The organism is Moraxella caprae DSM 19149, from assembly GCF_000426885.1.
GTDB lineage: Bacteria > Pseudomonadota > Gammaproteobacteria > Pseudomonadales > Moraxellaceae > Moraxella > Moraxella caprae.
The window spans coordinates 73,977-93,602 of the sequence record NZ_AUGF01000005.1 but is presented as its reverse complement, the minus strand read 5'-3'; the positions used below and the strand labels follow the sequence as shown (position 1 = coordinate 93,602).

Here is a 19,626-nt window from a genome sequence, read left to right as displayed (position 1 = left end):
CATTTTAAAAAATCCGCCCGCTTACCCCTTTGTCAAATTTGCCTATTTGCCCATCAATATTTTTGGCGATATTTTCATAATACACCGCAAAATCATCACCTGCCATGACAGACGGCTCGCCCTTATCCATTTGGGTGCGAATATCGGTGGCAAGTGGCAGTTGCCCCAAAAGTGGCACTTGGTATCTCTCTGCCAGCTTTGCCCCACCGTCCGCCCCAAAAATGGCGTCCACATGACCGCAGTTAGTACAGGTATGCAACGCCATATTCTCAACTACGCCGATGACGGGAATATCAGTTTTAAAAAACATTTCCATGCCTTTTTGGGCGTCTAGTAGGGCGATGTGTTGGGGTGTGGTAACGATGACCGCCCCTGTTACGGGGATACGCTGGGCGAGCGTGAGCTGAATGTCGCCTGTGCCGGGGGGCATATCGATGATGAGATAGTCAAGCGTGGGCCAGTTGGTTTGACTGTACAGTTGCATTAACGCCCCTGTCGCCTTGACCCCACGCCACGCCACAGGGGTGTTATCGCTCTCAATCAAATTGCCAATGGAGAGCATGGCAATGCCGTGTGCGTCTATCGGTACGAATTGGTCGTTTTCAACGGCAGGCTTGACCCCTGCCATGCCCAGCATGTCAGGTACGGACGGACCATAAATGTCCGCATCTAGGATGCCGACTTTTTTGCCGAGTTTTTGTAGGGCAAGGGCGATATTGACCGTGGTGGTGGATTTGCCGACACCGCCTTTACCGCTGGCGACTACGATGATGTGGCGAATGCGGGGGTGGGGGGCGATGTCCGACTGTTTGGGGGCGGATTTGGTGGGGGTGTCGTCTGTGGCGTGGTTTGGGATTTGATTTGATGACTGGGGCGTGTGGGTTTGCACGGCACTGGCGGTTGTGGTGGGGGTGACTTTGTCGGATAAGACGACATTTAAATTCACTTCTGCCACGCCAATGAGATGTAATCTGGCACTCAGGTCGTGATACACACGTTCAAGCTCGGCTTGGTCGGCGTCCTTATGCACTCTTAGGGCGATGTCTAGCGTGTCATCATGTAGGGATTTATCATCAATAAAAATCGGCAGGGCTTGACCATACAGGCGAAAATCCTGCAACACCTTGTCAATGTCGCTCATATTAATGTGGATTTTCTTTTTAAAAGGGTTAAACATAATCGTCTCATTGCTCATATTTTCATTATTTTATCATGTTTTAAAATCCTTGCCTATCAGCCAAACAGTCCATCAGTGCGTGGTTTTGCCAAAATTCCCACATACGACACGCAAAACAGCCCAAAGGATAACACCCACGCCACTTGCGAGATGAGTACCCACGTCATATAATCACCGCCAAACATCGGCATGACCACACGGCATAGGGCAGAGATTATCATCAGGATAAACATCGCACTCACGGTTTTTGGGGGCTGATGAATGTTTCTCCCCGTATGTCCAAGCGACACCCGAGCCATCATGGCAACAGTCATTAGTCCCACGCCAAACAGGGCAAGCCCATGCAAGCCGAGCGAATGCACATTGACACTCGTATCAACAAAAGGCAATACGACAAAGAACGCCAAACTTGCGGTCATGCCCCCAAAGGCGATGATAAGCGACCACAGTAGGGGCTTTTGCCAAATGGCAGGGTGATACCAGTTTTTAAGACGGCAAATGTTGGCAATCACACAAACCAGAGCAAAGGCACTGGCAAGCATGGGCGATTTGACAAATAAATCAAACACGATAAAACCAAAAAATCCGACTAGGTTCATTCTGTCTAATAGTACCGAATTTTTTTGTTCTATATTTAAGCCGTTGGGTTTGCCGTTGTTATCCACGCTAATGCCCTTGACGATAAAAAACGGCAACACCCGTCTGGCAATGGTAAATACCACGCCGATGACGAGATATAACGCCCCATACAGGGCGATTTGTTGTGTGGTGGTGCTGTCCAAAAACACCCCTGTATAAAAGGCGATGTTGGCAAGCATGAGCAGGGTAAGTTTGGCAACGATACCGATTTGGCGTTTTTGGCGAGCGACCCACACCGCCTTGATGACCGAGTAGGCGGTCATGCCCCAAAATAACAAGTCAAACAGAAATGCCACACTAAGCATGGTAACACTAGGCGTGGCGTGTAATCCAAGCCAGAGCAGGCGAGAGACCGCCCACGCCCCAAATATCGCCCCCAAATGCCAACCGTAGGGCATGGGTTGGCTTGTCCAAGTCTTGACGGCGGTCAATAAAAATCCAGCAATCACCGCCAACGCATAACCAAAAATCATCTCATGGGCGTGCCAATAAAAGGGGTTAAACGTGCCTTTAAATGGGGCAAAACCCTGCAAAATCGCAAGCCACAGCAACATGGCAAGTATGGCAAAGACCGCCGACCCCACAAAAAATATGCGAAAACCTAAGTTTAAAATGGGGTGGGGCGATTTGGGGCGTGGGGCGGTGTTTTGGATATTCATCAGCATGGTAAAACATTCATTAAAAATAATGGTTATATGATACGCTTTTTTTGCCGACTTTGCAATTTAGCCAAAAGGCTTAACTTAGGCATGAAAAATGCAAATCTGAAAACATGAGAAATGCAAGCAAATCGCTAGGCTTTTTGATAAAATAAGCCATTTTTATTGTAACACAGCCACATCATGAACACACCCCTACTCACCGCCGATTTTGATTACCATTTGCCCGACGAACTCATCGCTCGTTATCCGCTTGCCGTACGGTCTAGCTCTCGCTTGCTACACGTGCAAGGCGACACGCTTGCCGACCTAAATTTTAGCGATTTGCCTGATTTATTAAACAAAGGCGATTTGCTTGTTTTGAACGACACCAAAGTCATGAAAGCCCGTCTATTTGGGGTCAAGGACACAGGCGGAGCGGTGGAAGTGTTGATAGAACGCATTACCGACCACGACAATCACATCGCCCATTGCCATGTACGCTCTAGCCGTGCGTTAAAGGTGGGGCAAACGGTGAGTCTGGCAGACGGGGGTATGACGGCGACCATGTGCGGACGGGCGGAGAATTTGTTTATCCTGCAATTTGATGCACCGATTTTGGCGGATTTGGAGCGTTATGGACAAATGCCGATTCCGCCTTATTTTGAACGCACGGCAGACGATACGGACGACACCCGCTATCAGACGGTGTTTCATGACCCTACCAAGCAGGCAAGTGTTGCCGCCCCGACCGCCAGTTTGCATTTTGATGATGAAACTTTGCAAAAGCTTGCCGATAAAGGGGTAGAAATTGCCTTTGTCACCTTGCACGTGGGGGCAGGTACGTTCGCCCCTGTCAAGGCGGACGATTTGACTGACCACATCATGCACGCCGAATACGCCCACCTGCCACAGGCGACTGCTGACAAAATCAACACCACAAAAGCACAAGGCGGACAAGTCATCGCCGTGGGGACGACCGTAACTCGCACGCTTGAAACTGCCCATTTGCACCGTGTGGACGGACAGCTTGCCGAGTTCGCTGGCGATACGCAGATTTTTATTTATCCGCCTTATGATTTTGGTGTGGTGGATAGGCTGATTACCAATTTTCATTTGCCAAAATCCACCCTGCTCATGCTCGTATCCGCCTTTGCAGGGGCGGATAACATCAAAAACGCTTATGCTCATGCCATTGATAAGAAATACCGCTTTTTTAGTTATGGCGATGCGATGATTTTAGATAAAGGTTAATTTTGACATTTTACAAATTTTCCAATGTAGGGGCGAGTTGCGATTTGCCCTATTTCTCATTCATAAATAAGGTTTTTTATGAGCGACAATAAAGACACCCAAAACGATGATGTTGAATTTAGTCAAGACGAACTTGAAGAACTCAAAAAACAAGGCATTGATGACGATGAGCTTGATGAGCTTGTCAAAACAGTCAATGATGAATTGTCCGATAATGCCAATGCCAAAGACGATGACAAAGAAAAAGAAACCGATAAATCAGAAAATAAAAAAATTGATATAAAAAATGATGAAGATAAAATTACAAACGCTGATAAAATCAAAACTAATTTAAAATCAAATGATGAAATCAAAAACATCACTTTAAATAACCAATCCAATAAAAAAGAAAATAACAAAATAGATGATTTAAAAGACAATAGCCAAAAAACCGATAAAGAATCCGACAAAAAAGAATTAGACAAAATCGAACAACAGCAAGCCGATATTGTTCGTACGCTTATCGCCAAAAAGCATGGCGAAAAAACCATCAATCACAAAAACGTGCGAATCAGCATAGAAGCAGGGGCATTACCGACCAAAATGTTCTTTATTATGAATGGCTTATCGGCGGTGATTGCAGGCTATGGACTGCTTGCCAACTCGCCTGCGGTGGTCATCGGGGCGATGCTTGTGGCGATGATGCTCTCGCCCATTACCAGTATGGCGTTGGCGGTGATTGATGCACGGCTATCCTTGCTCAAAACTTCGCTCCAAACCTTAATTGGTGGGATTTTGCTGATTTTTGTCATTGGCATGGTGCTGGGCTTTTTGTACCCTGACCATGTGATGACGGGCGAGATTTTGGCACGCACATCGCCCACGACCATGGATTTGGTGGTGGCATTGGCAGGCGGTACAGCAGGGGCATATGCCATGGTCTCGCCCAATCTATCGGTGGCGGTGGTAGGCGTGGCGGTGGCGACAGCCCTTGTTCCGCCTTTGACGGCAAGTGGGATTTTGCTGTCGGCAGGACATTTTTCGTTGGCAATGGGGGCGTTGTTGCTTGCCATTACCAACATGCTTGCCATTCAATTTACCAATGCGTTGGTATTGTGGCTGTTTGGTTTTCGCAGAACGCTCAATGATGATGAGGTGGGCAAATTGGGGCAACTTGGGCAGTTTTTAAAAAGAAATTTTGCCGTGTTAATGGCGTTGGTGGTGATTGGTGGGTATTTGTCATTTAATTTTAGCCATACTTTAAATGAACAAAATTTTGAACGCCAAAGCAATGCTTTAATTGAAAAAAGCATAGAGCACCAAGCCAATTATTTGGTATTATCAAGCATTAACAAAGAACAAAAAGTGCATGTCTTGCGAGCGGTCATTCAAGGTACCGAGCCACCAAGCCAAGCTCAAGTTTATGAATTAGAAAAAGCCATTCAAAAAATCGCTGATGATACCTTTAAAAATCGCACGATTAAATTACAAATTCGCTTTGTTCCTGAAACGGTTATTGAATCCACGCCAAGTAGTGAAAGCGAATTAAAACTAAGCCCCAATGATATTAAAAATTTGTAATGAATGCCAAATAATTAGGGCGTGCTTGCTATTGATGATATTTTTATAAAACATGATGAAATTTAACATCTTAACCCATTTTCATAAAAAACTGGAAAAATACGGCAAAATACCGTACAATAGCCGTATATTCATGACAGGAGAACATCATGACCGCCCAAACCCAACTCACACAAACCGCCCGTTTTGAAGCCCGTGTCCCCAAGCACGTTCACGACACCATTAAGCTTGCCAGTCAGATGACAGGGCGGACGATGAGTGATTTTGTGATGAGTATTGCTTATGAACACGCTCAAAACGCCCTTAAACGCCATGATGAAACCATGGAGATTTTGCGATTGTCAAAAGAAGACAGTAGGCAAGTTGCCCAAAATCTCATCAATCCGCCACCAATGAATGAAGCGATGAGACGAGCAAAAGCGGAATATGAAGCATTCGTTCAGGAAAGCAAATCATGACGTTGCCTTTTCAAATTGTACCATTTAGTCGTGAATATGACCGCACCAGTTTTTGTAGTTCATCGGTGCAATTAAATCAATATCTACAAAAACAAGTGTCGCAAGACATTAAACGTAAATTAGCTTCTTGTTATTTAATGGTTACGCCTGATAAGCAAATTGTTGGTTTTTATACTTTATCATCTTATGTAGTTGAGTTTTGCGAGCTTTCGGCAAAACATCAAAAGAATTTGCAGTTAGTTTGATGATTCAAGGGTCAAAAAATTGGAAAGCTTTTATTACTTGACGCCTTAAACCGTGCCAATCAATCACAAATTGCCAGTGCCATGCTTGGTAGAAGCCAAAGACGGCAACGCCATTGCCTTTTATCGGCATTTTGGCTTTTTAAGTTTTGGGAGTGTGTCAGACAAATTGTATTATCCTTTAACATAAAAACCCACACTTACCATTGTGGGTTTTGCCATTTCAAGTTAGTCTTTATTAACGCCTTTATCGAGTCCATTTGTCAGCCCGTTAATGTCCGCTCCATTTAGCCCAATCTCTTTTAGTAGATTGTCCACAAGCGGGGCTTGGCTACGATACCGCAGGGCAGAATTGACCATTTGGTCGGCAAGGCTGGCGTTTCCTGTGGTATCAACCGTCTCACCACTCATCCCAAAACCGCCCAAACCACCCACTTGCAAAATCTTAATGTCATCAATGTTCTCCATGGGTTTGACACTTTCACGGATAATCTCGGGCAAGTGTTTGAGCAGGGCAAGGCGAATTTGCATTTCAATCTGCTCACTTGACAGCACGTTGGACGCTTCATTGACCGCTTTTGTTCCGTCAGCATCCACCTGATATTGACGCTCTTTGGCTTCGGCAAGCAGAATTTGAGCCTCCGCCTCCCCTTTGGCTTGCAGGCGTAATTTCTCCGCTTCGGCTTCGGCACTGATACGCACCGCTTCGGCTTGGTCTAGGGACGCTTGTTTTTGAGCTTCGGCGGCAACCGTAATGGCAATCGCATCTTTTTGGGCAAGCTCGGTCGCTGAGATAAGCTCCACCGCCTTGGCTCGCTCGGCTCGCTCGGTCTCACGCACGGTAATCACGCTTTCTTCTTCTTTGACTGCTGCTGCTCGTGCCTTGTCGGCTTGGGCTTTGGCTTCACTCTCGGCACGGGATTTTTCGGCAACGGCAATGGCACGGTCTTGCTCGGCAAGCTCAATCGCCTTTTTACGTTCTACTTCGGCTTGCTCAATGCGTTGTTCTTTTTGGATTTTTTCGTTTTCAATGTCTCGCTCGGCTAGGATTTTTTTCAAATCCACTTCACGCTTGGCGGCAATTTGAGCTTCTTCGGCTTCACGCTGTTTGCTCGCCTCTTGACTGGCAGTCTCAGCCGTCTGCTCGGCACGGCGAACGGCAATCTCACGCTCTTGCTCGGCTTTACGAATCTCAATCTCACGCTCTTGTTCTAGCTTGGCGTATTCTTCTTCACGTAAGATTTGTAGGCGAGTACGTTCAGCTTCTAAGTTTTTGGTTTTAATCGCCAAATCGGTGTCTTGCTCAATGTCGTTTCGCTTTTTACGGCGAATCTCAATGGTCTCGGTCAAGCGTGTCAAACCCTCCGCATCAAAGGCGTTTTGGGGATTAAAATACTCAAATCCCGTCTGGTCAAGCCCTGTCAAGGACACTGTTTCAAGCTCCAAGCCGTTTTTAAATAAATCTTCTGACACGACCTGCTGAACTTTTTGCACAAAATCCACCCGCTTTTCATGTAGCTCTTCCATTGCCATTTCAGCGGCAACGGCACGCAGACTATCCACAAATTTACCCTCCACCAAGTCCTTTAAATCCTGTGGCGACATGGTTTTCATACCCAGCGTTTGGGCAGCTGTGGCAATGGATTCGGCGGTTGGTTTGACACGCACATAAAACTCGGCGGTTACGTCCACACGCATTCTATCCTTTGTGATGAGTGCTTGCTCACTGGCACGGCGTACTTCAAGGCGAAGGGTGTTCATATTGACAGGAATCACCTCGTGCAAGACGGGCAGGACAATCGCACCGCCGTTTACAATCACTTTTTCGCCACCAAAACCCGTTCGTACAAAGGACACTTCCTTGCTGGCACGGCGATACAGGCGGGTCAAAATTAAGCCTAAGATGACTAGGGCAACCAAAATCACCCCTGCGGTGATAAGAATTGAGATTAGGTTCATAGGGGTTCCTTATGTGGTTAATTCTTTCAACATTAACTGTCTTAATAATTGATTAGCACGAGTTTGATAACCCTTGCCGTCTTTTTTAAGCCACGCCACAATGTCGCTGTCAAGCCTTAATGTGATTTGTTGCTTAATGGGCTTGTACAAACGCAAATTGGCAATTTGACCGTCAGTTAATGGCGCAATATCATCGTAGTTAATGCTATCATCGCTCATTGATTGCAGTTGTGCCAATTCATCTTTATCAATGGGTGTGTGTTTGATGTCGTCTAAGGTTTTTCTAACAATAGCCATAGCGTTCTATTTCTCCTCTGCTAAGTTTGCGTGCTGAGATAATGCGAATGATTTCTGTACCGTCTGTATCAGTATGGGTGTGTACAACGAGTAAAATCACCACGCCATCTACACTACCCACACCAAGCCACCGCACTTCATCGGAACTTGTGTCTTCTGTAACAATCAAAAATGGGTCAAGAAAAATACGGCTTGCACTCTCAAAGCTGACACCGTGCTTTTGCTTGTTTGTCCGATTTTTGTTGTCGTCCCATTCAAAAATCATTGATTTTACTCCTATTTTTGTAATTACAAAATTATAATTACAAAATTGTAATTACATTCTAACAAGCCACACAACAACTGTCAATCCACCAAAACCTCATTCATATTTTTAATTGCCACAAAATACATTTCTTTTTGTAAGACCAGTAACACCGTTTCGCCCTGTATTAAATCTTCATCATCGGCATACGCCATGACATAATGCGTTTGCCCGTGCGTGTCTTTAACTTTAATTTGGGCGAGGGTGTTTTTTGTTGCCTTGCCTATGACAACTGTGCCAATTCGCCCCACAAGCTCGCTTTGATTAATGGCAGTGGTTTCATCTTTGGGTAGGATTTTATATAGCCCTTTGGCAAATAGGCGAACAATGGGCAAACTTAAAAACCATACCACAATCACGGCAATGATTTTTGGCAAATAAAATCCCAACAGACTATATACCACCGACTGAAAAATAAATCCTGTCAATCCAAATATCGCCAAAAACACCACCATAAGCATAAGTAGCGGTATTTTACCCACATATAGCCAGCTTAAAAAACGGATAAATACGCCCGTATCCACATTGGGGCTGTCAATACCAATCTCGGCATGGGCTTCGGTCAAGCTGTCAGGCAAAAATCCATCCACCCAATCATTTGCCCCACCAATCATCAATGCCACAATTTCTAGGATAAATAACAAAAACATCAGCGTAATTGCCACACCGAATATAAAGTTTTGAGGTGCAAAAATTAAATCAAGCATGATTATCCTTATAAAATTTATTGGCAATTTTAATGGAATGATTAAATAAAAAATAGTTAAATAAAAACAGGTTTTGATTTAAATAAACATTGATTTTAAAATTTGGGCGTAGGGGAGAATTATATTCGCCCAATGATTAAATTTACCATAAGGCAAATATAAATTTACCCCAACAAATATTCATTTAAAAAAACAAACCCTATTTCATTTTTAATTGTGCGAGCCGTTCAGCAATGCGGTTATTTCTGGCAAGCTCTTCAAGCTCTTTTAGACTTTGGGCGTTGCCATTGCCATTTGTATTATGTGCCATGCCTGTTTGACGGCTCATGGTGCGGTCAAAAGCATTGGATGCTTTGTCGGCTCGTTGGGCGATTTTATCAAGACTGCTTGCACCAACCGTCTGCCCATTTGCATCGCTTGTCGCCACGGTCTGCTGATATTGCTCAATGGCTAGGCTTATCTCACGGCGTTTGGCTTGCAAGGCGATGATAAAGCCTTCTAGCTCTTTTTCTTTGTCGGTGCAGTCGGCAATGGTGTTTTCAAGCACAGGAATGCGTGCCTCAATGTCCATTTGCTCGGCAATACCCACCTGTGCCAAATCATCTCGCCCCACATTGACGGCGGTCAAAATACTTTCATTTAAACTTTCGTGGCGGGTGTTTTCGTCATTTAATTTTTTGCTGGCTAGGTGCTTTTGGGCAACGACTTTGCCAAGCTCGCCACGCACTTCATCAATCGCCTTGTCAAGCTCACGCAAGTTTTCGTTAAAGGCAAGCATGGGGGCTAGGTCTTCGGCTTTGTCTAGCATGGCATGAAATCCGCCACTGACTAGGCGACCGACACGGTAGGATAGGGTTTCGCTCATGGTTTTTCCTTATTGGTTGGGTTGAGTGTTTTGATTGTGCTGATAAATCAAATTTGCCAACTGTAACGTATTATCCAGCTCGTCCAGCACGCTGTCATCATAGCCCGCCCCTTTGCCCGTAATGGCAAGCTGTAACACGCTGTCCATCAGGCGAACCACTCGCCACATCGCCTGTTTTTCAAAATTGACAAGGGCGGATTTGTCGCACGTTTTGGGGTAATCCGCCATCATGGTTGCCACCAAATCAGGCAAAATCTCAAAAATTCTCGCCACAATGTGCGAATGTACACCTAGCTCCTTTTCAAGTGCCAAAATTTCATGGCGAGCGGTGTAAAGCTGTTGTTCGGCAAGCGATAGACTGGTTTCATAATCTTGCCCTTGGGTATGCAAGGTGCGTGCTTGGCTCAGCAGTTCACGGATTTTGTCGGACGGTGTATTCGTCCCTTGTATCTGTAAACTGGCAATAAAATCAGCGTCTTCTTGGCTAATGCGGACACTTATCGGCACTCGGCTATTACTTGGCGTATTTGGCATACAGACACCTGTATTATTTTGTATTCATTTGCATGCGAATATAATCTGTCGTGGACGGTTTGTCAAGTGGTTTTGAGAAAAATTGTTATCTGGTAGATTTTTGGCGATAAAAAAGCAACCCAAACAGTTGCTTTTTATAAACACCTATCACTCTTCATCAAGTAAGTCTTTTTCTCGTGCCACCGTCAAAAGGTTGTTTGAGCGGTTACCTGTACGGCAAAAGATATGCAATGGGCGTTCGGTTTCATTAAAAAAATCAGCAAAGGCTTGGACGTGGTTCATGTCCATCATACCACCTGCAAAGGCGATTTGCTTGTAGGCGATACCGTGAGCTTGGCACGCCTGTTCAATCTCAGCAGATGTCGGCTGTCCTTCTTCCTCAAAGTCTGGGCGGTTGTTTACCACAGTTTTTACGCCCATGCGAGCAAGCTCTGCCACGTCAGCAGGGGTGATTTGACCTGATAAGGTAATGCGAAATTCGGGGGCGATGTCGCTCATAACTTTTCCTATTAATAAAAATAAAAGGCATATTACCTGTTTTTGGAGTGTTTGGCAAATGGATTTTTGGGATAATTTTGTTATAATGATACCTATTTTTTGGGGTAAAACATGACCTGCACCGACCACCACAACCAAATCACTCACACCCTACACGCCACTTGCCACGCCCACGCCATTAAGCCGTTACACGCCATAGAGAGCGGTAGTCGGGCGTGGGGTTTTGCCAGTTTTGATAGTGATTTTGATGTACGGCTCATTTATCATCATACGCCCGATTGGTATTTGCAGATTTATGATGACAAAGACACTTTTGAATTTATCAATAATGAGTTATTTGATGTGCCATTTGATATTGGCGGTTGGGATATTAAAAAGACTTTGATACATATTCATAAATCCAATGCCGTGATTTTTGAATGGTTAAATTCGCCCATTATTTATCACAGCGATGATGAATTTATCAAAGATATTAAACATATTCAATCAGACTTTTTTAATCCCCAAGCAGTTTATCATCATTATCAAGGCATGGCAAAAAAGGCAAATGGCGAGCTAGACATATCACGCCCCATAAAACTTAAAAAATGGTGCTATCTGATTCGTGCGTTACTTGCAAGCCTATGGATAAAAGAACATCAAACCATGCCTCCTGTATGCATGAATGAAATGTTTGGCTTATTAAATCCTGATGATATTGATGAATTAAATCATATTATCCGTTTAAAACAATCGCATGATGAAAAATATTTGTATCAACTGCCCCTATCCATGCAAATATTCACCCAACATCTTTGGCAAATAACTCAGAATTTAAATTTTGATAAAAAACAAAAAGGCGATGCTGGTGTATTAAATGAGTTGTTTAGAAAAATTGTTTTTAAATAAATTTATCAAGTCTATATTTTAAAAATTGACAGATTGAAATACATTTGTAGAGGGCAAATTGCAATTTGCCCTTCTATATTAAAAATCACATAAAACCAACGAGAATCCCCATGATAACCATTGATTACCTAAAAGCCAACAACCTGATTTTATTAGAATGTATCTCAGGCAGTCGTGCCTATGGATTAGACACACCGTCATCGGATATTGACATTAAAGGCGTGTTTTATTTGCCCAAGCCCTATTGTTATGGTCTGCATGATGATTATGTGCCACAGGTGAGTAACCAAACCAATGACGTGGTTTATTATGAGCTAGGACGGTTTGTGGATTTATTATTACAAAATAATCCTAACATCATGGAACTGCTTGCCACGCCAAGCGATAAGATATTATACAAACACCCCATTATGGATAAATTTAATCCTGATTGGTTTATTTCAAAATTATGCCAAAAAACCTTTGCAGGATTTGCCCTTAGCCAAATTAAAAAATCTCGTGGCTTAAATAAAAAAATTGTCAATCCGATGAGTAAAGAAAAAAAGAGCCTATTGGAATTTTGTGTGGTATTTGACAATCAAAAAAGCGTGGATTTGACAGACTGGCTAAATAAAAATAATCTTACCCAATCGCAAATCGGCTTATCCAAAATGTCCCACGCCAGCCATATGTATGCGATGTTTGTTGGCGATTATCGGGGGATTATTCATGATGATAGCCAAGAGGTCTTATTAAGCTCTATCCCCAAAGATGTATCGCCCATTGCTTATTTGTCATTTAATCAAATGGGATATAGCAAATATTGCCAAGATTATAAAGAGTATTGGGAATGGGTAGAAAAACGCAATCATGAACGTTATGAATCCACCGCCAATCACGGCAAAGGCTATGACGCCAAAAATATCATGCACACCTTTCGGCTGTTATATACCGCCTTAGATATTGCCAAATTTGGCAGGGTAATTGTCAAGCGTGATAATCGTGATGAGCTTTTGGCAATTAAATCAGGGCAATTTGATTATGATGATTTATTACAAAAGGCAGATGAGTTAATAAAAGACGTGGAATTAGCATTTGACCAAAGCGATGTACCAGAAATCCCCGAGCATTATTTGGCAATAAAAACCTTAATTGAAATACGAGAGCAATTATATGGCTGATTTGCTAAAATTGGTAAATGTGCTATAATACGCCACTTTTTTATTTGATGATAATATGAAATTCACGCTACATAAAACCGACACAAAAACCCGAGCCCGTCGTGGCACGGTACACCTAGCTCATGGCGATGTCGCCACGCCTGCCTTTATGCCTGTGGGGACGTATGGCACGGTCAAGGGCATGCTCCCACGAGACATTCACACCATTGGGGCGGACATTATTTTGGGCAACACCTTTCATCTATGGCTACGTCCGACCACAAGCGTGATTGACGAGTTTGGCGGATTGCATGAGTTTATCGGTTGGGATAAGCCGATTTTGACCGATTCGGGCGGTTTTCAGGTATTCAGCTTAGGGGCGATGAGAAAAATCACCGAAGAAGGCGTGCATTTTCGTTCGCCTGTGGACGGCTCAAAGGTGTTTTTGTCGCCTGAGATTTCCATGCAAATCCAACACTCCCTAAACTCCGACATCGTCATGCAGTTTGACGAATGCACGCCTTATCCTGCCACGCACACCGACGCCCAAAAGTCGCTTGAATTATCACTCCGTTGGGGGCAACGCTGTCTTGATGAACATCACAAACTGGGCAACAAAAACGCTCTGTTCGGTATCGTGCAAGGCAGTATGTACGAAGATTTGCGGATGCAGTCCTTGACCGCTTTGACCGACATGCCCTTTGACGGCTATGCCATTGGCGGGTTGTCGGTGGGTGAGCCAAAGGACGAGATGATAAAGGTATTAAATTATCTGCCAAACCGTATGCCGTCTGATAAGCCACGCTATCTGATGGGCGTGGGGACACCGTCTGACATCGTGGAGGCGGTAAGACGGGGCGTGGATATGTTTGACTGTGTTATGCCGACCCGTAACGCTCGTAATGGACACCTGTTTACCAGTACAGGGGCGGTTAAGATAAAAAATGCCGTTCATCGCCATGACAAAAACCCATTAGATAGCGAGTGCGACTGCTACACTTGCCAGAATTTTAGCCGTGCCTATTTGCACCATTTGCACAAATGTGGCGAAATGCTCTCAGCCCAGCTAAACACCATTCATAATTTGCGTTATTATCAAAATCTCATGAAAGGCATTCGTGAAAGCCTAGAAAATGAGACGTTTGATGAATTTGTGGTGACATTTTATGCCAAGCAGGGCTTGGATGTGCCTGAGCTTGGTTTGGTGTAAACCGCCTATAAAATGGGGTTTTGCTTTATTTTTAAACTTATACAAGTAATTGATTTACCAAGCGTAAATTGCTATTTGTCCCCACAACCCAAAAAAATAATTATTGAACAATCAATAAATTATCATTTAAGTTGAGATTGGGGTAAGATATGATATACCAATGATGGGTGTTAGCTCAAACCCAACTTAACAAAGCCCCTGCAACAGCAAGGGCTTAATTTGGCAAATAACTGATTTAGGCGTCATAACCCTCGGTTGGTGTTAGATTAATCCCTGCCTGTGCTGCCAGTCCATCAGGGCTAAACACCCCTTCATAGACAAAGGATGTTGGGCCTGTCATCATCACCGAGTAGCCCTCTTGATAACGCACGGCAAGGCTACCGCCATAGAGCTGAACTCGCACATCAACGCCTTCATCAATCCAACCTTCACGCACGCCCACAGCGACCGCCGCACACGCACCTGTGCCACACGCCTGCGTCTCGCCCACACCACGCTCATAGACACGCAAGCGGACATGACGTTGATTAACAATTTGGACAAAACCGACATTGACCCGCTCAGGGAATGCGTCATGACTCTCAATGAGCTTGCCCAGACGTGCCACATCAGCAGTCAGCACATCATCCACCAAAATGACCGCATGGGGATTGCCCATGTTGGCAAGGTAGAGCTGAACAGGCTCGCCATCGACATTTAGGCGGTAGGAATTACCCACTTTGGTGATGGCTTGGGGAGTAAAAGGAATCTCAGCAGGCTCAAATTTGGGCTTACCCATGTCCACCTGCACCCAACCATAACGGTCGGTGGTTAGTGTGATGACCCCGCTTGCCGTCTCCACACGCAAACGCTGTTTAAAGGAGAGTTTACGAGCCTGTATAAAGGACGCAAAACATCTTGCCCCATTGCCACACTGTGCCACTTCCTGTCCATCGGCATTAAAAATACGATATTTAAAATCCACATCAGGGCGAGACGGTGGCTCAACGATAAGCAGTTGGTCAAAGCCCACACCCAGATGGCGGTCGGCAAGCAGTCGCACCAGCTCGCTTGTCAGGTTCATCCGCTGTGTTACTAGGTCAATCACCATAAAGTCATTGCCCAAACCATGCATTTTGGTAAATTCGATTAACATTGTCGTTTTCCTTTTGTTTTGGCTAAGTTATAAAGTCACACCGTCTATCTTAACATGATACGCCCAAATTGTTAATATTAAAACCAAAAATAAACGCCATAAAATCAGTCAACCCAACAAACCACCCATCAAATTACACACATTTCTCTGATTTTGGTGTAAAATTAGGGGAATTTTTGACACACAGACCTGCAATGACTGATTTAAAAAACCCTGCCAATTTTAGCTTTCCCCACGCTCATCTTAGCGATGATGAACAGCACGCCCTGCTTGATTTGCCGACCCAATGGGTGCGGACCGATGATGAGCTGTATGAGCTCATTGATGAAATTGATAGTATTGATACTGTAGCGTTAGATACTGAGTTTATCAAGCGTGATACTTATTATCCGATATTGGCATTGGTGCAGGTCAATACCGGCAAAGGGATATACCTTGTGGACGCCCCACGTCTTGATTTGACCGAGTTTTGGCAAGCTCTGTGCGAAGTGCCGAGCATGGTGTGGTATGCGTGCGGAGAAGATTTGGGGATATTTTATTTGCTTGCCAATAATCCGCCCTTAACCAATGTCTTTGATGTACAAATTGGCGTGGCGTACCTGACTGGCAAATTGCAAGTGGGTTATAGCCAAGCGGTCAGTGAGATTCTGGGCGTGGTGCTAGATAAAGGCGAGAGTCAGTCCAACTGGCTTGCCAGACCACTCACGCCCGAGCAAGAACTGTACGCGGTCAATGACGTGCGTTATCTGCTCGCCCTACATCAGGCGGTTGTGCAGGCACTTAGTGATAAGCAGGTGCTGGACTATGTCAATGAAGACAGCACGCTCTACGCCAAAGAGCTGTACGACACTCAGCACCTAAGCGATGATAAGCTCTATCTTGACCATGTCGCCCCGACCTATACCAGACAGCAACTGGCAGTACTGCGGGGCTTGACCATGTGGCGAGAGTCACTGGCTCGGGCAGTGAACGAACCACGCAGTTTCATCATTGGCAAACAGCCGCTACGTGAGATTATTGAGAGCCTACCGACCAGCATGAAAGATTTGGCATACACCACGCTAAACCGCTCTGCCCTACGCCGTTATGGTGCTGAGATAATCCGTGTCATCAAAGAAGCCAAAGCCCTGCCCCAAGCGGACATGCCTGTCAAAATCCCTGTTTATACCAGCAAAGCCAAGCCTTTTCGCCATGCCCTAGACGAAGCCACCGACGTCCAAGCTCGCCTGCTAAACATTCCTAGCAATCTATTGCTAAAAGGGCGTTGGATTAATGAGCTTATGTATCACGTCTATCAAGGTCTGCCCATCGATGACACGCACGCTCTATCGAAGGGCTTGCAAGGCTATCGGCGGGCGTGGGTTGTCGGCACGGTACTGCCCCTACTTTATGAGCATGAACAGTCCATTCGTGATGGGTTTGATTGCGGTGCTAAGATGTAGTATGGTTAAGGGGGTAAATGCAAACGGCAAAATTACAACCGCTTTGGCTTGTGTGAGTGTCATGTCCAGTACCGTCATAAACTCAGGCAGATTCATGCCACGACTGGTCATGCTAACATAACGGTCGCCCGCCACGAACTCGCCATGATAATAGACATCACCCTTTTTATCGATAAGTTGCTCAAACCTTAGGGGCGTGCCGTTCATGTCTTCACGGTACAGCTCTTTGATGAGTATTAAGGGCTTGTCGGGATGAATGTGGGTTTCGGTGATTTCAAGGCGTGCTTTGGTGTTAGGGTGTTCAAATAGGCGGTACACCCCATCAAAACCCGTCTCGCCAAGCACCCCTTCATACGCTCGCCCTGTCAGCACAAAGCCTAACGGCAAAGTATCTTTGATTTTTACCATTTCAAAGGCAAGGGGATGTTTTCGCCCAAAGCGATAAGACATTTTGGCATGCGTGGCGGATTTGAACTCATGGGTCAATACACCACCCGATGTACTGCCTGTGTGTTCTAAGTTCTTGATTTGGCGTGAGATGTCTTGTTTTTGGGCGACATCAAGCGTGGCATCAGCCAAGGCGACATAACTCACCGCTTGCGTTGTTTCTTTGTTGTTTTGAATATCAGGGTTATCCACACTTGCTGTGGCAGGGGTAACAACCATGCTTGCCACGTCTGCTGACGATTCGGTATTAACAGAGTCTTTGGCGGACTTTTGGTTTCGAGATAGATTGCCTGACAGACTGCCCGATAAGGCAATACCGCCCACCGTCAGACTAAGGGCAATGACACCGATGAGCAAGGTTTTTTTATTGATGGGAAAACGGGTTAGGGTCATAGGGCGTTTTGAACCTTTATAACACAATTTACATTTTAGGGTGTTTATAGAAAGAAAATAATGTTTTTGCATGAAAAATGGCTAAATCTTGTGGCTTGAAGTCAAAAATTTGTCTGATAGAAAACTCACAGCCTGCATTTTTCCTTGAAAGACGGGCGATTCCCCTGCTTTTTTAAACAGGCATTTTTCATTGCGAATACAAAAGGTAGGTACGCCCTAAGCAAAAGCACATCATCCGTCTATTTTATAAAAAATCTGACGGCTGATGATAGATGTTTTTTGTAAATGCCAAGCCCCATCTGTACGCTGATGTTGCCATGATTTGTTTGGTTTGTCCGTATCATAGCTGACCACCATCGTCCCTGTCGGCACACAACAGCACGCCAGCACTTCATCATCATCTAGGTGTGCCAGTGGGGTTTGTTTGGCTTTGGGGGCGTCTGTTGCTCCTTTGACACGCATTTTGCACGCCCCACAAAAGCCCTGACGACACATATAACGCACGTCTTTATGTTCGGTGCGTAACATACCATCAAGCAAGCTCTCACCTTCATGCAGATAAAACCGCATTTCGTCTGTAAAAATCCACGGCATGATTGATACTTTTGTGATTAGAGTTCAAAATCGTCCAAATCCACCCCGTCCAAATCACTGTCAATCTGACCGACCAGATAAGTGGTGATTTCGGTTTCTTGGGGGGCGACTTGCACGTTGTCCGATGATAGCCACGCATTTATCCAAGGAATGGGGTTGGATTTGGTGTTAAAAATGGCAGGCAGACCAATCGCCAACATGCGGGTGTTGGTGATATATTCAACATACTGGCACAGGATATCACGGTTTAGTCCGATGATTGAGCCGTCTTTGAACAGATAGCTTGCCCAGTCTTTTTCTTGTTCGGCGGCGACACGGAAAATCTCAATCGCTTCATCTTGGCATTCTTTGGCAATCTCGACCATCTCGGGGTCATCTTGACCGTGTCGCATGAGATTGATGATGTGCTGTGTGCCGTTTAGGTGTAAGGCTTCATCACGGGCAATCATCTTGATGATTTTGGCGTTACCTTCCATAACCTTATTTTCGGCAAAGGCAAATGAGCAAGCAAACGACACATAAAAACGAATGGCTTCTAGAACATTGACCGCCACGATACATAGGTACAGCTTCTTTTTAAGCTCACGCAAATCGCCCCTGCCTGTCAGGTTATACAGCTGACTGGCTTCATACAAATCATCATAATACACGGCGATGTCTTTGGCACGGGCAAGGATATGCTCGTTATCCATAATGTCATCAAAAATCACGCTCGGGTCATTGACGATGTTGCGAATGATATGCGTATAACTACGGCTATGAATGGTCTCACTAAATGACCACGTCTCAATCCATGTCTCAAGCTCTGGCAAGGACACAATGGGCAATAGCACCGCATTAGGGCTACGTCCTTGAATGCTGTCAAGCAAGGTTTGGTATTTTAGGTTAGACAAAAAAATGTGCTGAGCAGGGGCGGATAATTCACTAAAATCAATCCTATCACGGCTGACGTCTATCTCTTCGGGTCGCCAAAAAAACGACAACTGCTTTTCAATGAGTTGTTCAAACACAGGATGACGCTGTTGGTCATAGCGAGAGACGTTCACCGCTTGCCCAAAAAACATGGGTTCTTTTAGGGGGTCGTTTTTGGTTTGGGGAAAGATAGAATACTGCATGATGCTCTCTGATGATTGATTTTTATAAATAAAGGGAAAGCTGGGTCTTGTTATCTAAATATGGTGTTATTTTAAAATAAAATCACTATATCATGTGTTTGATGGCGCGCCATTTTAGCATAATTTTTGTG

General features: G+C 44.8%; 22 protein-coding genes. 9 read left to right on the top strand and 13 right to left on the bottom strand.

All coding sequences use genetic code 11. From position 1 onward, the window contains the following. Positions 1–4: 4 nt before the first annotated feature. A complete protein-coding gene (locus tag K941_RS0101880) occupies positions 5–1,195 on the bottom strand; it encodes an Mrp/NBP35 family ATP-binding protein (RefSeq protein ID WP_409365825.1) in 1,191 nt (396 codons plus the stop codon). Positions 1,196–1,233: 38 nt separating this feature from the next. Further along, positions 1,234–2,481, bottom strand: a complete 1,248-nt coding sequence (locus K941_RS0101875) for an NnrS family protein (RefSeq protein ID WP_029102274.1) — start codon at positions 2,479–2,481, stop codon at positions 1,234–1,236. Positions 2,482–2,658: 177 nt separating this feature from the next. Here K941_RS0101875 and queA point away from each other — a divergent pair, with 177 nt between their 5' ends. The 5 genes from queA (at position 2,659) to K941_RS17940 (ending at position 6,158) form a co-directional block, all read left to right on the top strand. Beyond that, positions 2,659–3,708: a tRNA preQ1(34) S-adenosylmethionine ribosyltransferase-isomerase QueA gene (gene queA / locus K941_RS0101870; RefSeq protein WP_036387222.1), complete on the top strand. Its 1,050-nt coding sequence runs from the start codon at positions 2,659–2,661 to the stop codon at positions 3,706–3,708. Positions 3,709–3,786: 78 nt separating this feature from the next. Continuing rightward, positions 3,787–5,268 carry a TIGR00341 family protein gene (locus K941_RS0101865; RefSeq protein WP_051225795.1) on the top strand — a complete coding sequence of 494 codons (1,482 nt, stop codon included), beginning with the start codon at positions 3,787–3,789 and terminating at the stop codon, positions 5,266–5,268. A 149-nt stretch (positions 5,269–5,417) separates the two neighbouring features. Beyond that, positions 5,418–5,726, top strand: a complete 309-nt coding sequence (locus tag K941_RS0101860) for a type II toxin-antitoxin system TacA family antitoxin (protein WP_036387220.1) — start codon at positions 5,418–5,420, stop codon at positions 5,724–5,726. Further along, positions 5,723–5,971, top strand: a complete 249-nt coding sequence (locus K941_RS16300) for a hypothetical protein (RefSeq protein ID WP_051225794.1) — start codon at positions 5,723–5,725, stop codon at positions 5,969–5,971. Before K941_RS0101860 ends, K941_RS16300 begins: the two co-directional genes overlap by 4 nt. Before the next feature lie 52 nt (positions 5,972–6,023). Continuing rightward, the gene (locus tag K941_RS17940) at positions 6,024–6,158 is read left to right on the top strand and encodes a hypothetical protein (protein ID WP_265596806.1); all 135 of its coding nucleotides are present in this window, start codon (positions 6,024–6,026) and stop codon (positions 6,156–6,158) included. A gap of 38 nt (positions 6,159–6,196) precedes the next feature. On the opposite strand, the gene K941_RS0101850 is transcribed toward K941_RS17940, so the two are convergent. The 7 genes from K941_RS0101850 to K941_RS0101815 form a co-directional block, all read right to left on the bottom strand. After that, positions 6,197–7,927, bottom strand: coding sequence for a flotillin domain-containing protein (locus K941_RS0101850; RefSeq protein ID WP_029102270.1), 1,731 nt, complete (start codon positions 7,925–7,927; stop codon positions 6,197–6,199). Between the two features lie 9 nt (positions 7,928–7,936). Next, positions 7,937–8,224 (bottom strand): BrnA antitoxin family protein, encoded by a 288-nt coding sequence (locus K941_RS0101845; RefSeq protein WP_036387219.1) that lies wholly within the window; start codon positions 8,222–8,224, stop codon positions 7,937–7,939. Further along, on the bottom strand, positions 8,211–8,489 hold the full coding sequence (locus K941_RS0101840) for a BrnT family toxin (protein WP_029102268.1): 279 nt from the start codon (positions 8,487–8,489) through the stop codon (positions 8,211–8,213). Before K941_RS0101840 ends, K941_RS0101845 begins: the two co-directional genes overlap by 14 nt. Before the next feature lie 80 nt (positions 8,490–8,569). Next, positions 8,570–9,235, bottom strand: coding sequence for a YqiJ family protein (locus K941_RS0101835; protein ID WP_029102267.1), 666 nt, complete (start codon positions 9,233–9,235; stop codon positions 8,570–8,572). 199 nt (positions 9,236–9,434) lie between these two features. Continuing rightward, a complete protein-coding gene (locus tag K941_RS0101825) occupies positions 9,435–10,100 on the bottom strand; it encodes a PspA/IM30 family protein (protein ID WP_029102266.1) in 666 nt (221 codons plus the stop codon). Positions 10,101–10,109: 9 nt separating this feature from the next. Next, positions 10,110–10,634 (bottom strand): hypothetical protein, encoded by a 525-nt coding sequence (locus K941_RS0101820; protein WP_029102265.1) that lies wholly within the window; start codon positions 10,632–10,634, stop codon positions 10,110–10,112. A 147-nt stretch (positions 10,635–10,781) separates the two neighbouring features. Further along, the gene (locus K941_RS0101815; protein WP_029102264.1) at positions 10,782–11,132 is read right to left on the bottom strand and encodes a protein tyrosine phosphatase family protein; all 351 of its coding nucleotides are present in this window, start codon (positions 11,130–11,132) and stop codon (positions 10,782–10,784) included. A gap of 111 nt (positions 11,133–11,243) precedes the next feature. On the opposite strand from K941_RS0101815, the gene K941_RS14390 reads away from it, so the two are divergent. The 3 genes from K941_RS14390 (at position 11,244) to tgt (ending at position 14,369) form a co-directional block, all read left to right on the top strand. Continuing rightward, the gene (locus tag K941_RS14390) at positions 11,244–12,020 is read left to right on the top strand and encodes a nucleotidyltransferase domain-containing protein (RefSeq protein WP_084137644.1); all 777 of its coding nucleotides are present in this window, start codon (positions 11,244–11,246) and stop codon (positions 12,018–12,020) included. Between the two features lie 110 nt (positions 12,021–12,130). After that, positions 12,131–13,180: a DNA polymerase beta superfamily protein gene (locus K941_RS0101805; protein WP_029102263.1), complete on the top strand. Its 1,050-nt coding sequence runs from the start codon at positions 12,131–12,133 to the stop codon at positions 13,178–13,180. Between the two features lie 55 nt (positions 13,181–13,235). Further along, positions 13,236–14,369, top strand: a complete 1,134-nt coding sequence (gene tgt, locus K941_RS0101800) for a tRNA guanosine(34) transglycosylase Tgt (protein WP_029102262.1) — start codon at positions 13,236–13,238, stop codon at positions 14,367–14,369. Positions 14,370–14,604: 235 nt separating this feature from the next. On the opposite strand, the gene dapF is transcribed toward tgt, so the two are convergent. Then, the gene (gene dapF / locus K941_RS0101795) at positions 14,605–15,504 is read right to left on the bottom strand and encodes a diaminopimelate epimerase (RefSeq protein WP_029102261.1); all 900 of its coding nucleotides are present in this window, start codon (positions 15,502–15,504) and stop codon (positions 14,605–14,607) included. Between the two features lie 194 nt (positions 15,505–15,698). Here dapF and K941_RS14385 point away from each other — a divergent pair, with 194 nt between their 5' ends. Next, complete coding sequence (locus K941_RS14385; protein WP_115341112.1) at positions 15,699–16,946, top strand: ribonuclease D; 1,248 nt, start codon at positions 15,699–15,701, stop codon at positions 16,944–16,946. On the opposite strand, the gene K941_RS0101785 is transcribed toward K941_RS14385, so the two are convergent. From K941_RS0101785 to nrdB, 3 genes are all read right to left on the bottom strand, one after another. After that, a complete protein-coding gene (locus K941_RS0101785) occupies positions 16,887–17,786 on the bottom strand; it encodes a hypothetical protein (RefSeq protein ID WP_147287572.1) in 900 nt (299 codons plus the stop codon). The genes K941_RS14385 and K941_RS0101785 overlap by 60 nt on opposite strands. A 231-nt stretch (positions 17,787–18,017) precedes the next feature. After that, positions 18,018–18,380: a 2Fe-2S iron-sulfur cluster-binding protein gene (locus K941_RS14380; RefSeq protein ID WP_078273461.1), complete on the bottom strand. Its 363-nt coding sequence runs from the start codon at positions 18,378–18,380 to the stop codon at positions 18,018–18,020. 17 nt (positions 18,381–18,397) lie between these two features. Then, the gene (gene nrdB / locus K941_RS0101775) at positions 18,398–19,495 is read right to left on the bottom strand and encodes a class Ia ribonucleoside-diphosphate reductase subunit beta (protein ID WP_029102259.1); all 1,098 of its coding nucleotides are present in this window, start codon (positions 19,493–19,495) and stop codon (positions 18,398–18,400) included. Positions 19,496–19,626: the final 131 nt, after the last annotated feature.